The organism is Pseudomonas sp. GM102 (assembly GCF_000282555.1).
Classification (GTDB): Bacteria; Pseudomonadota; Gammaproteobacteria; order Pseudomonadales; family Pseudomonadaceae; genus Aquipseudomonas.
On record NZ_AKJB01000020.1, the window covers coordinates 55,187 to 67,826 of the forward strand.

Sequence of the window (12,640 nt, forward strand, 5' to 3'; positions counted from 1 at the left end):
GCTTTTTGCCTGCTCAATGCGTAACTCAATGTCCCCATTTCATGCGACATGCGCTCCATGTAGCCCTCTCGGTCCTTGTAGCGGCTGGCGAAGCCTGCGTTCGGCTGCGAAGCCGTCGTGAAGATGAATACGCTTTAACAGGAAAAATCCGGCAAGCAGGTTTTACGACTGCTTCGCAGCCGAACGCAGCCTTCGGCAGCTGCTACAAAGGATCGGCATCGCGACGTAAAAGCTCGCCCAGGTCGGCCGCCTCGACCGGACGACTGATCAAATAGCCCTGCACTTCATCGCAGCGCTCGGCTTTCAGAAACGCCAACTGCTCCGGCCGCTCCACCCCTTCAGCCACCACCTTCAACGACAGGCCATGGGCCATGGCGATGATCGCCCGGGTGATCGCCGCATCCTCGCTGCTCTCCCCCAGACCGCGGATAAAGGCCTGATCGATTTTCACGTAGTCCACGGGGATGCGCTTGAGGTAACTCAAGGACGAATAGCCAGTGCCAAAATCATCAATCGCCAGTTTCACGCCGAGATCGCGCAATTGCTGAAAGGTCGCAATGATGTGCTCGACGCTGTCCAGCAACTGGCTTTCGGTGAGTTCCAGTTCCAGGTAGTGCGGCGCCAGGCCGGTTTCCTCCAGCACCTGACGCACCAGGCTGACCAGTTTCCCTGAACGCAATTGATGCACCGACAGGTTGACCGACACCCGAATCGGCTCCAGTCCCTGACGTTGCCACTCGCAGGCTTGCCAACAGGCCTGGCGCAAAACGAACTCTCCGATGGCGCCGATCAGCCCGGTTTCCTCGGCCAGGCCGATGAAATTCCCCGGCGGCACTTGGCCCAGGGTCGGGTGATTCCAGCGTACCAACGCCTCGGCGGCATTCAGTCGGCCGGTGGCCAGACAGAGTTTCGGTTGATAGAACACCCGCAACTGCTTTTCTTCGATGGCTTTGCGCAACTGGTTCTCGAGCTGCAGGCGCTCGATCGTGCTGGCTTGCAGGCTGTCGGTGTAAAACTGGAAGTTGTTGCCGCCCAAGTGTTTGGCATGCTGCATGGCCATGTTCGACTGGCTGACCAGCGCGGAAATCTCCCGCGCGGTGTCCGGCAACAAGCTGATACCCATGGACGCACTCACCACCAGTTCATGACCCTCGACAGTGACTGGCAAACGCAGCTTGGCCGACAATCGGGTCGCTACGCGCGCCAGGCTCGACAGGTTGCCGTAGGCATCGAACAGGACCGCGAATTCATCGCCGGACAATCGGGCGATGGTGTCCGCTTCCGGCAGCGCATTGACCAGGCGTCGAGCCATTTTCTGCAACAGTTGATCGGCGATTTCGTGGCCTAGGCTGTCGTTGAGCAGCTTGAATCGGTCCAGATTGATGTGCAGCAACGCCAGGCTGCGCCGACCGCCCTGGCGCACCCGCTGATGAGCCTCGCGCAGTCGTTCGTGGAACAACGAACGGTTGGCCAGTCCTGTGAGTTCGTCGTAATGGGTGAGGTAGCGCATACGCTCTTCGGATTCACGCCGAGCAGACAGATCGGCGAAGAAGCCGACAATATGACTCACATTTCCCCGCGCATCGCGCACGGCATTCAATTGCAGCCATTGCGGATACAACTCGCCATTCTTGCGCGTTTCGACCAGCTCGCCCTGCCAACTACCGTGCTGCTCCAGCGCCTGATGAATCGCGGCGTAATGTCGGCGAGCGTCGCGGCTGCAGGGCAAATCGACCACGTTGCGCCCGAGCATGTCGTCGATGTCGTAGCCAGTCACCCGACTGAAGGCTTGATTGACGGCGATGAGCGCGTAATTCGGGTCGAAAATCACAATGCCTTCGCTGGCCGCCTCGAACACCGTCGCTGCCAGTTGACGCTGTTCTTCCAGGCCCTTGCTGGCGCTGATATCGCGGCGAGTGCCGACCATGCGAATCACCCGACCGTTCTCGGCGCGTTCAACCGCTCGGCCACGGTCCTCAATCCAGACCCAATGACCATCGCCATGCCGTACCCGATACTCGATCTGATAATCCTCGCTGCGCCCTTTCAAGTGTTCGACCAGCGCCCGCTTCAGCGATGGCAAGTCGTCGGGGTGCAGCCGCGGTTTGAGGTGGCGGAGCATCGCCGTTACGTATTCCGGCTCCAGCCCGAACAACTCCTGAAGCTGAGTGTGATGGACTTCGTCGGTCTGCAGGTTCCAGTCCCACAACCCGAGTTCGCTCGCCTTCAACGCCAGCGCCAACCGCGCTTCGCTCTTGCTCAAGGCCTGGTTGGCGGCGTCCAGTTCCAGACTGCGTTGGGCGACTCGGTGTTCGAGGTCGACTTGGGTTTCGCGTAACTCGTCTTCGGCACGGCGGCGCTGATCGATTTCCCTGGCCAGCTCGTGGTTGAGCTGGTCGCTGCGGCTTTGCGCCTGCTGCAAGTGCTCGATCAGGGCCTGATTTTGAAAGCGCCGCAGCAGCCCCTGGTTGATCAGCCGATTGACCTGCCAGGCGACCACGCTCAACGAACCCAGCAAAATCAGCCCAAACCAGCCCCAGCCCTGTTCCTGCTCATCCCCGCCCCAGAACAGATAGCCGATGGCCGGCAACAGACAGGGCAAGGTAAAGGACAGAAAAGCCGGCAGGCTGACCGCATAAGCGACGCTGGCCGAGAGCGCCGCGGCGCCGATCAGGCCGAATACCCAGGCTTGCTGCATGAAATTGTCAGCAGGCACCAACGCGATGCCGGCACCGGCCAAGGTCAGGCCAGTCATCGCAGAGCCGAGCATGAACATGCGACGCCAGACCGGATGGGCCTGACGGTTGGGAATCGCCGAATCGAAGGCCGCGACCTGAATCACCCGCAATGCCACCAGCGACAATAGCCAGATCAGCCAGACGCTGACCACGAAGTAACGCTGCGGGCTCCAGAGTAGCCCGGCGCACACCAGACCGTTGATCAGCATGAACAGCGTAGGCAACAGCGAGCCCTGGTACAGCAGACGCGTGCGTTCGACCGCCATTTCCATGGCGTACTGTTTGCGGATAACCCGGGGCTCCACAGAGGGGCCCGACAGGTCGGAGCTGAGGGTCATAGGCAATGTTCTTGTTCTTATTAGTGAGCATGCGAGCCCGAGTTGTGCACGGAGCATACACAAGCAAATGCCCGGACCAAACTGCCTCAGGTCATAAAACAGACAAAAATATCGGCTACCCGCATAGACTCCAAAAGCAGCCAGACGAGCCCCGCCAACGCTTGCAGCCGGTGACCGACCGGTCGTCATCGGTGCTTCTTTCATCGGCTAATGCAAAGCTCGGTTTGCCCGGTGTGACGGCGCACCCTAGAATGCCCCGATGCGCGATGATCTCTCCCTTCTGCTGAACTCCCTCAACGATGCCCAACGTCAGGCCGTAGCTGCCTCCGTGGGTCGTCAGTTGGTCCTGGCCGGTGCTGGTTCCGGTAAAACCCGAGTGCTGGTGCACCGTATCGCCTGGCTGATCCAGGTCGAAAACGCTTCGCCCCACTCCATTCTGTCGGTGACCTTCACCAACAAGGCCGCTGCCGAGATGCGTCATCGCATTGAGCAGCTGATGGGTATCAACCCGGCCGGTATGTGGGTTGGCACCTTCCACGGCCTGGCGCACCGCTTGCTGCGGGCGCACTGGCAGGAAGCCGGCCTGAGCCAGACTTTCCAGATTCTCGACAGCGACGACCAGCAACGGCTGGTCAAGCGGGTAATCCGCGAGCTGGGTCTGGACGAGCAACGCTGGCCGGTCCGGCAGGCCCAGTGGTTCATCAACGGGCAGAAAGACGAAGGTCTGCGTCCGCAACATATTCAAGCCAGCGGCGATCTGTTCCTGGCGACCATGCGCAGCATTTATGAAGCCTACGAGGCCGCGTGCCTGCGCGCTGGCGTCATCGACTTCTCTGAACTGCTGTTGCGCGCCCTCGATCTGTGGCGCGATCACCCGGGCCTGCTCGCCCATTATCAGAAGCGCTTCCGGCACATTCTGGTGGACGAATTCCAGGACACCAACGCCGTGCAGTACGCCTGGTTGCGTCTGCTGGCCAAGGGTGGCGACAGCCTGATGGTGGTCGGCGATGACGATCAGTCGATCTATGGCTGGCGTGGCGCGAAAATCGAGAACATTTATCAGTATTCCGACGACTTCCCCGATGCCCAGATTATTCGTCTGGAGCAAAACTACCGCTCCACAGCCGGGATCCTCAAAGCCGCGAACGCCCTGATCGCCAACAATACCGGGCGGATGGGCAAAGAGCTGTGGACCGATGGCGGCGAAGGCGAAGCAATCAATCTGTACGCGGCGTTCAACGAACACGATGAAGCACGCTACGTGGTTGAAACCATCGAAGGCGCGCTGAAAACTGGCTTGGCTCGCAGCGATATCGCGATTTTGTACCGCTCCAACGCCCAATCGCGCGTTTTGGAAGAAGCCTTGCTGCGCGAACGCATTCCATACCGCATTTATGGCGGTCAGCGCTTCTTCGAACGGGCTGAAATCAAGAACGCCATGGCATACATGCGTTTGCTGGAAGGCCGTGGCAACGATGCGGCCCTTGAGCGCGTGATCAACGTTCCGGCCCGTGGCATTGGCGAAAAAACCGTCGAAGCGATCCGCGATCATGCGCGCCATAGCGACGTGTCAATGTGGGAAGCCATGCGTCAGCTGGTGGCCAACAAAGGCCTGACCGGTCGCGCTGCCGGTGCCCTTGGGGCATTTATGGAGCTGATCGAGGAGCTCGCCGCCAAGTGCATGGAGATGCCGCTGCACTTGATGACCCAAACCGTGATCGAGCAGTCGGGGCTGATTGCCTACCACCAGGCGGAGAAAGGCGAGAAAGGCCAGGCCCGGGTAGAAAACCTTGAGGAACTGGTCAGCGCCGCGCGCAACTTCGAAAACCCGGAAGAGGATGAAGAGCAGTCGCCATTGGCGGCGTTCCTCGGTCACGCCTCGCTGGAGGCCGGAGATACCCAGGCCGACGAACACGAAGACAGCATTCAGCTGATGACCCTGCACAGCGCCAAGGGCCTGGAATTCCCTTACGTATTCCTGGTGGGCATGGAAGAAGGCCTGTTTCCGCACAAGATGAGCCTGGAAGAACCCGGCCGTCTTGAAGAGGAGCGCCGCCTGGCCTACGTCGGTATCACCCGGGCGATGCAGAATCTGGTGCTGACCTATGCTGAAACCCGACGCCTGTACGGCAGCGAGACCTACAACAAGGTGTCGCGTTTCGTACGTGAAGTGCCGAAAGGCCTGATCCAGGAAGTGCGGCTGTCCAACAGCGTCAGCCGTCCGTTCGGCGGTGGCCAGCAGCAGAGCTCCAGCAGTCTGTTCGGCGGCAGCGAGATCCCGGACACCGGGTTCAGCCTCGGCCAGACTGTGCGGCACTCGGTGTTCGGCGATGGTGTGATCCTGAATTTCGAAGGCGCCGGCGCTCAGGCGCGGGTGCAGGTGAACTTCAGCGAAGGCAGCAAGTGGTTGATGCTGGGTTACGCCAAGCTGGAAGCCGTTTAAAAGCTGAAAAGATCGCAGCCTTCGGCAGCTCCTACATGGGAATGTGCACACCCTGTAGGAGCTGCCGAAGGCTGCGATCTTTTTCCAAGGCCGACCAGACATCCTTCCTACAGAACTTATCCACTCGTCCTACAAACCAAAATTAACAAGTCTTATTGCGTGACCGGAAGCTGAACACTACCTGTCAGGCAAAAGCCCGAAACACTCTGCCGCTAGCCAGCAACACTTCAGCTGTGCAACATGGCGCGCGTGCCTTCCACAAATGGGAATTCCCTTTATGAAACGTTTTCTTAGCATCGCCATGGCGTTGTGCATTGGCCTGACGATGAGCCTCGACGCCAATGCCGCCAAGCGCTTTGGTGGCGGCAAGAGCTCCGGCGCTGCGCCGACTCACCAGACCAGCCAAATGGCTCCTTCTTCTGCTGCAGGCGGCGCTGCTGCCACTGCGGGCGCGGCCGGTGCTGCTGGCGCCGCCGCCAAGGCCGGCGGTGCTTCGCGCTGGCTCGGCCCTCTGGCCGGTATCGCCGCCGGTGGCCTGCTGGCCTCCATGTTCATGGGCGACGGCTTCCAGGGCATGCAGATCTTTGACATCCTGATCATGGCGGTCATCGCCTTCCTGGTCTTCCGCTTCATCGCCGCCCGTCGTCGCAAGCAGCAGGAGCATATGGCTCCAGCCGGCGCGCCGATGCAGCGTGAAGTGTTCGAACAGAAACCAACAGCCATGGGTTCGATCTTCGGCGGCTCGGCAGCACCGGTTGCCGCTCGTCCGGTGATCAACGCACCGGCCTGGTTCAATGAACACAACTTCATTGAAGCGGCCCGCAACCACTTCCAGTCCCTGCAGCAACACTGGGACGCCAACGAAATGGACAAGATCGCCGAGTTCGTGACTCCGCAACTGCTGGAGTTCCTCAAGCGCGAACGTGCCGATCTGGGCGACGGCTTCCAGTCGACCTACATCGATAACCTCCAGGTACAACTGGATGGCGTTGATGACCGTGCGGACAAGACTATCGCCACCCTGACCTTCAGCGGTGTGTCGAAGTCCTCGCGCTTTGATCAGGGCGAAGTGTTCAGCGAAAGCTGGAACATGGAACGTGCGCAGGGCGAAAACCAGCCTTGGCTGGTGGCCGGTATCCGCCAGAACGGCTGATCACTTCCCGCGTTTCACCTGTCGTAATAAAACCCCGGCCTCGGCCGGGGTTTTCTATTTCGCGGTTGCATCTATAGCGAGCTACTGTATAAACCGCCCCAACTAAACCGCGCCATCAAGCAAGAGGATCCCGGACGTGGAAGAAATCATCGAACAACTGCGTGAAGCCAACGAACCGGTACCGGTCCCCTTGGAGTTGCCCGACGAAGATCAGATTGTGGAAATCGAAGAGCAACTGTTCATCGATATCCCATTCGTCTTCAGAGAATTTTTGCTGACCGTCAGCGACGTGGTCTATGGCAGCCTGGAGCCAGTGACCGTCACCGATCCGCAGTCCCACACCTACCTGCCAGATGTTGCCGCCAACGCCTGGGACGCTGGCGTTGATCGCAGCCTGATTCCGATCTGCCAGGACGGCGATAACTACTACTGCGTTGAAGAAGACGGCACCGTGGTGCTGTGGTTGGCCGAAGAAGAGTTGCTCGCCGAAGAAACCTGGGAATCGGTATGGCACTGGGCGCGGGACGTCTGGCTGGAAAGCTGATTTACCCTGATGCATCGCGTGTTCAATGCCCGGACGATTCCTTGTGATTGTCCAGCGTTTCCAGCAAAGCCACCTGCATCCGCGTATGCACGCGGATGAACCAGCGCCAGAGCAGCGCCGCCACCGCGGCCGCGACGATGACGATCAGCACCAGCAACTTGTTGGTCGGCAGAATACTGGCCGACAAGGCTGCCAGCAGCAGGAAAATCACACACAACGAGAGTATCGGGATCACTTCAGCGATCACCCGACGCACTCGTTGTGTGTGGCGACCGGCCATTTCCGGCTTCACACCCATCTCTGCCAGCAGCATCGACAGCGCCTTGAGCTTGCGATAGGCGGCGATCAGGAACGGCAGTGACAACAGCAACGCCCCGCCCCAGATCAACGCTTTCTGCCAGCTCGGGTCGCTGACCCAGGCTTGCAGGTAAACGGACATGCGCTCGGCGAAGAACGCGCCCGAGAGAAAGATCGCAATCACCAACGCCAGATTGACCCCTACCTGCAACAGAATCCGCCGAATCATCGACGCCAACAGTGCGCCCTCACCCTGAGGCTGAATGCTGCGCAGCCATTCACCATACATCCCCAGCACACGGCCCAGACGCTGCGGCATCACCGCAGCAAGCTTGATCGACAGCGGATCGGCTGCGCGAATCAGATACGGCGTCAACAGCGTGGTGATCACCGAAACGGCCACCGCCACCGGGTAGAGAAAGTTGCTGGTGACCTGCAGCGTCATGCCCAACGCTGCGATGATGAAGGAGAATTCGCCAATCTGTGAAAGCCCCATCCCCACTCGCAGGGAGGTGCGTCCGTCATTGCCGGCGATAAAAGCACCGAGGCCGCAGGAAAGCATCTTGCCCAGCACCACAGCCACGGTAATCACCGCGATCGGCCAGGCGTATTGCAGCAGGATCATCGGGTCGAGCATCAGGCCGATGGCGACGAAGAAGATGGCACTAAACAGGTCGCGAACCGGCTCGATCAACTGCTCGATCTTCAGCAGTTGTCGCGATTCAGCCATGATCGCGCCAATCAGGAACGCGCCGAGGACCATGCTGTATTCAAGTTTGACCACCAACAGGCAGAAGCCGAAACACAGGCCCAGTACGGTGATCAGCAGCATCTCGTTGCTGTCGAATTTCGCCACATAGGCCAGCAGTCGGGGCACCAGCAGAATGCCAATAACCAGTGCGACAATCATGAACAGTGAAAGCTTGCCGACCGTGGAAAACACTTCTCCGGAACTGACGGTTCCACTGACCGCGATGCTCGACAGCAACGCGATGATGCCAATGCCGAGGATGTCTTCGACGATCAGCACGCCGAAGATCAGCTGTGCAAAACGCTCGTTCTTCATCTTCAGGTCGTTGAGCGCCTTGACGATGATGGTGGTCGAGGAAATCGCCAGGATCGCGCCGAGGAACAGCGAATCCATGGTATTCCAGTCGAACCAGCGGCCGATTTCATAGCCGATCCAGATCATCAGGACGATTTCCAGGAACGCTGCGATGAACGCCGTGGCACCGACCTTGAACAGCTTGCGCAGGCTGAACTCCAGCCCCAGGCAGAACATCAGGAAAATCACCCCGAGTTCGGCGAGGGTCTTGATGGTTGCTTCATCGTGGATCAGGCTGAACGGCGGCGTGTGCGGGCCGATGATGAAGCCGGCGACGATATAGCCGAGCACCACCGGTTGTTTGAAACGATGAAAGAGCACGGTCACCACACCCGCGATCAACATGATCACTGCCAGATCCTGAATGAAACTGATGGCATGCATGGCGTAGGCTCCTTGGAGTGGCCTTTCGAAGGGTAACACCGCGACTTCTGGCAGAAAGGCGGTGCAATATATGGAAACAGATCGATCCGGGAGTGACGGCGACCATCCGCCCGGCGTCCCGATAACTGTTGGTTTGAAAAACCAAGCACCCGCAGAGGTGTAACCCCGAATCCTGCCTTGAACCCGTGAGTACGTTATGGAACCCGGAAACGCCCAGCTGTCGATGACGGTATTGATGACCCCCGACATGGCCAATTTTTCTGGCAATGTCCACGGTGGCACCCTGCTCAAATACCTCGATGAAGTGGCCTACGCCTGCGCCAGCCGCTATGCCGGCCGCTATGTGGTGACCCTGTCGGTGGATCAGGTGATCTTCCGCGAGCCGATTCACGTCGGCGAACTGGTGACCTTTCTGGCGTCGGTCAACTACACCGGCAACACCTCGATGGAGGTGGGCATCAAGGTCGTAACCGAGAACATCCGCGAGCGCTCGGTGCGTCACACCAACAGCTGTTTCTTCACCATGGTCGCGGTGGATGACCAGCGCAAACCGGCCGCGGTCCCGCCGCTGCAACCGCAGAACAGTGAAGACAAGCGTCGGTACATGCAGGCGCAGCAGCGTCGGCAGATTCGTCAGGAACTGGAAAAGCGTTATCAGGACATCAAGGGCGACGCCTGAGGTGTTTGGTCTTTAGATCGCTTTCGCGGGCAAGCCTCGCTCCTACGGGTAATGCGCCATCCCTGTGTAGGAGCGAGGCTTGCCCGCGAAGCTTTTAAAGGCTGATCGCCGTCGCTTCGAACCGCACCCGCGGATGGGCGATCCGGTCCTGCGCCCGCACCAGTTCCAGCTCGTAGCTGGCGCAAGCCTGGGTTTCCAGCATCACTTCATGCACCGCCGCCGCGGTGAATTCGAAGGCACTCACCAGACTGTCACCCAGCAGCACGCGTGCCAGGAACAGCCCGGCAGTCAGATCGCCAACGCCCACCGGCTGACGCGGAAACGCCAGCAGCGGCCGACGCAGGTGCCAGCTGCCTTCGGCGGTCACCAGCAACATCTCGAAGCCATCCGCCAATTTGCCGGGATAGTCCAGATGCTTGACCAGCACCGCCTTCGGACCGCGCGCCAACAGCGCTCGCGCCATGGCCAGGCAATCGAACAGTGACTGCGCCTTGCGCCCCGAGAAGCTGTTCAGCTCCAACTGGTTCGGGCACATGAAGTCGGCCACCGCTGCCGCCTCTTCCAGCAGAAAATCGCTGACCTCGGCTGGAACGGTGCAGCCCTTCTCCGGATGGCCCATCACCGGGTCGCAGAGGTATACCGCTTTGGGATTGATCGATTTGATTCGTTCCACGCCCGCGAGAATCGCCCGGCCCTGGGCTGCGCTACCGAGGTAACCGGACAACACGGCATCGCAATTGCCCAGCTCGCCAATCGCGGCGATCCCTTCCACCAATTCCGGAATCTGATGCGGGGCCAGCACTTCACCCGCCCACTGGCCATATTGCGTGTGGTTGGAGAACTGCACGGTATTGAGCGGCCAGACGTTCACCCCGACCCGCTGCATCGGGAAAACCGCGGCGCTGTTGCCAGCGTGGCCGAACACCACGTGGGACTGGATGGCGAGCAGATGGGGCGTACGCTTCATTCGGTGAGTTTTCCGTCAAACGATTGAAATTCGAGCCGCGCAGTATGCGACTAAACGCAGCCTGTACGACAGACCGGCGACGCAGTTAAGCTGGCACTATCTTGTTGGAGCACCCTGTTGATGCTGACCCTCGGAAATATCTTCGTGCTGATGCTGCTCGCCACCGGTGGCGCGTGGTTGTGGCACAACCACGGCTTGCGCGAACGTGCGCTGGAGCGGGTGATGCAGCATTGCGCCAAGCTGCGGATCGAGCTGCTGGACGGCAACGTAGCCTTGAAGAAGATCGCTTTCATTAAAGACGCCAACGGCCGTCGGCGCCTGGCCCGTGTGTATAACTTCGAATTCACCGTGACCGGCGAAACCCGCCACACCGGCACCATCACCCAGTTCGGCGCCCACAGCGCACAGATCGAGCTCGCGCCCTACCCGATGCCGTTCGACGACACTCCGCCGGTGGTCGATATCGCGAAGCCCAGAGCCGAGGTGATTGAACTGAGCCAGTGGCGGCAAGAACACACCAAGTGGCGGCCATGAGTCGGATGCCAGTCAGTTAAAACCGCTCCCACAAGGTTCACACTGTACCTGTGGGAGCGGGCTTGCCCGCGATGAGGCCTTCAAAAACGGCACAAAAACTCGCTAATTTGCCTAAGTGCGGCACCCCGCCAAACCTTCCTGCAGTTCTGGGACAGCCTGCTGCTCACTGAAAATCAGCTCAATACGCGAATCCCGACGCCATTCGCTGGACTGCCATTCCAGTAACGAGTTATCCAGCGCATTCGCCGACACCCAACCCTCGGCGCTGTGGATAACCAGCTTCGCCCGCCGCCATTCAAGGCGCTCAAGCCATTTCCCGATCAGTACGGCATCGAATATCTGACTCGGATGCCACCGCCATCCAACACTCCAGCCGCCCTCTTGCGCCTGACTCAAGCAAATCGGCAGCGTGGGGTCGGTCCAGATGGTCGGCATCTGCGCCAATCCCTTGGGCATGACAAAGTTATCCACACCCCCGACAGCCTGAGCCCCGAGCCCCGGTAACTCACTCAATGGCAAGACGGCTTGCTGCGTCCAGTACAAAGGACGCGTCGGCAACTGTGCGGCAATTCGCTGGCGATCACTATCGTCGAGGCCTTCTGCCTTGTTGAGCAACAGCAACCCGGCACTGTCCAAGGCTTGCAGTTGCGCCGCAGGCAGCGGTTTTCCGGCCGCGAGCGCCCGGGCGTCCAGCACCAGCACGCACGGCTGCACCGCCAGGACACCTTGCCACGGCGCCTCACTCAATTGCCGGAGTAACTGCGCCGGATGTCCCAGCCCGGAGGGTTCGATGAACAGTCGATCCGGTCGTGCCTTACGCAGCAACCGCCCGAGGCCGATCTGAAACGGTGCACCATTGACGCAACACAAACAGCCCCCGGCCACTTCCCCCAGTGCGATACCATCGGCATCCTGGGTCAATAGCGCGGCATCCAGACCGATCTGGCCGAACTCGTTGATCAACACCGCCCAGCGCTCACCCACGGGCCGTTGCGCCAGCAGGTGCTTGATCAGGCTGGTCTTGCCGGCACCTAGTGGGCCGGCAATGACGTGGGTGGGAATGTTCTGCAACATGGTCGAGGTTTTCTGAGGAGGTAAAGAATGCGGTTGATGAGATGGTCGTTGCTTCTGGCGCTCACATCGGGCGAAGCGTTGGCTCAGGCCTGCGTGGTGCACAGCACGGCTGAGCGGCTCGACGTGAAGGTCTGCCAGCAAAACCGCAACATCCCGGAAAAACTGTTCGCCGACGGATTCTGCCAGCCGAATCTACCCGGGCAGAAAGTCGAGGTGCAGTACGTCGACCAATGCCCTGCCGGCGCGTTCGGGGTGTGCAGCAACGCTCAAGTCGCCAATATGCCTTACCGGCAGGATATTCACTATTACGGCGTGGCCACCGATGCGGCATATTTGAAGCCGTTTTGCGAAACCCAGAGCCAAGGAACCTGGCTCAAACCTTGA

10 protein-coding genes are annotated in these 12,640 nt (G+C 59.9%); 6 read left to right on the forward strand and 4 right to left on the reverse strand.

All coding sequences use genetic code 11. The annotated features are described in order from the left end of the window. Nucleotides 1-202 precede the first annotated feature (202 nt). The gene (locus tag PMI18_RS23755; protein WP_007896528.1) at nucleotides 203-3,076 is read right to left on the reverse strand and encodes an EAL domain-containing protein; all 2,874 of its coding nucleotides are present in this window, start codon (nucleotides 3,074-3,076) and stop codon (nucleotides 203-205) included. Between the two features lie 259 nt (nucleotides 3,077-3,335). On the opposite strand from PMI18_RS23755, the gene uvrD reads away from it, so the two are divergent. From uvrD to PMI18_RS23740, 3 genes are all read left to right on the forward strand, one after another. After that, nucleotides 3,336-5,519: a DNA helicase II gene (gene uvrD, locus PMI18_RS23750; protein WP_007896529.1), complete on the forward strand. Its 2,184-nt coding sequence runs from the start codon at nucleotides 3,336-3,338 to the stop codon at nucleotides 5,517-5,519. A gap of 277 nt (nucleotides 5,520-5,796) precedes the next feature. Next, complete coding sequence (locus PMI18_RS23745) at nucleotides 5,797-6,672, forward strand: Tim44 domain-containing protein (protein ID WP_007896530.1); 876 nt, start codon at nucleotides 5,797-5,799, stop codon at nucleotides 6,670-6,672. A 136-nt stretch (nucleotides 6,673-6,808) separates the two neighbouring features. Next, nucleotides 6,809-7,216 (forward strand): SMI1/KNR4 family protein, encoded by a 408-nt coding sequence (locus tag PMI18_RS23740; protein ID WP_007896531.1) that lies wholly within the window; start codon nucleotides 6,809-6,811, stop codon nucleotides 7,214-7,216. 22 nt (nucleotides 7,217-7,238) lie between these two features. Here the strand turns inward: PMI18_RS23740 and PMI18_RS23735 are convergent, their stop codons facing one another. Next, complete coding sequence (locus PMI18_RS23735) at nucleotides 7,239-9,002, reverse strand: cation:proton antiporter (RefSeq protein WP_007896532.1); 1,764 nt, start codon at nucleotides 9,000-9,002, stop codon at nucleotides 7,239-7,241. Nucleotides 9,003-9,198: 196 nt separating this feature from the next. On the opposite strand from PMI18_RS23735, the gene PMI18_RS23730 reads away from it, so the two are divergent. Beyond that, entirely contained in the window at nucleotides 9,199-9,681 is a 483-nt protein-coding gene (locus tag PMI18_RS23730; RefSeq protein ID WP_007896533.1) for an acyl-CoA thioesterase, read from the forward strand. A 94-nt stretch (nucleotides 9,682-9,775) separates the two neighbouring features. Here PMI18_RS23730 and pdxY read toward each other — a convergent pair whose 3' ends face one another. Beyond that, nucleotides 9,776-10,648, reverse strand: a complete 873-nt coding sequence (pdxY, locus tag PMI18_RS23725) for a pyridoxal kinase PdxY (RefSeq protein ID WP_007896534.1) — start codon at nucleotides 10,646-10,648, stop codon at nucleotides 9,776-9,778. A 120-nt stretch (nucleotides 10,649-10,768) separates the two neighbouring features. Between pdxY and PMI18_RS23720 the strand changes: the two genes are divergently transcribed. Next, entirely contained in the window at nucleotides 10,769-11,182 is a 414-nt protein-coding gene (locus PMI18_RS23720; RefSeq protein ID WP_007896535.1) for a DUF3301 domain-containing protein, read from the forward strand. Nucleotides 11,183-11,293: 111 nt separating this feature from the next. Here the strand turns inward: PMI18_RS23720 and PMI18_RS23715 are convergent, their stop codons facing one another. Beyond that, the gene (locus tag PMI18_RS23715; RefSeq protein ID WP_007896540.1) at nucleotides 11,294-12,256 is read right to left on the reverse strand and encodes a CobW family GTP-binding protein; all 963 of its coding nucleotides are present in this window, start codon (nucleotides 12,254-12,256) and stop codon (nucleotides 11,294-11,296) included. Between the two features lie 27 nt (nucleotides 12,257-12,283). Between PMI18_RS23715 and PMI18_RS23710 the strand changes: the two genes are divergently transcribed. After that, complete coding sequence (locus PMI18_RS23710; protein ID WP_007896541.1) at nucleotides 12,284-12,640, forward strand: hypothetical protein; 357 nt, start codon at nucleotides 12,284-12,286, stop codon at nucleotides 12,638-12,640.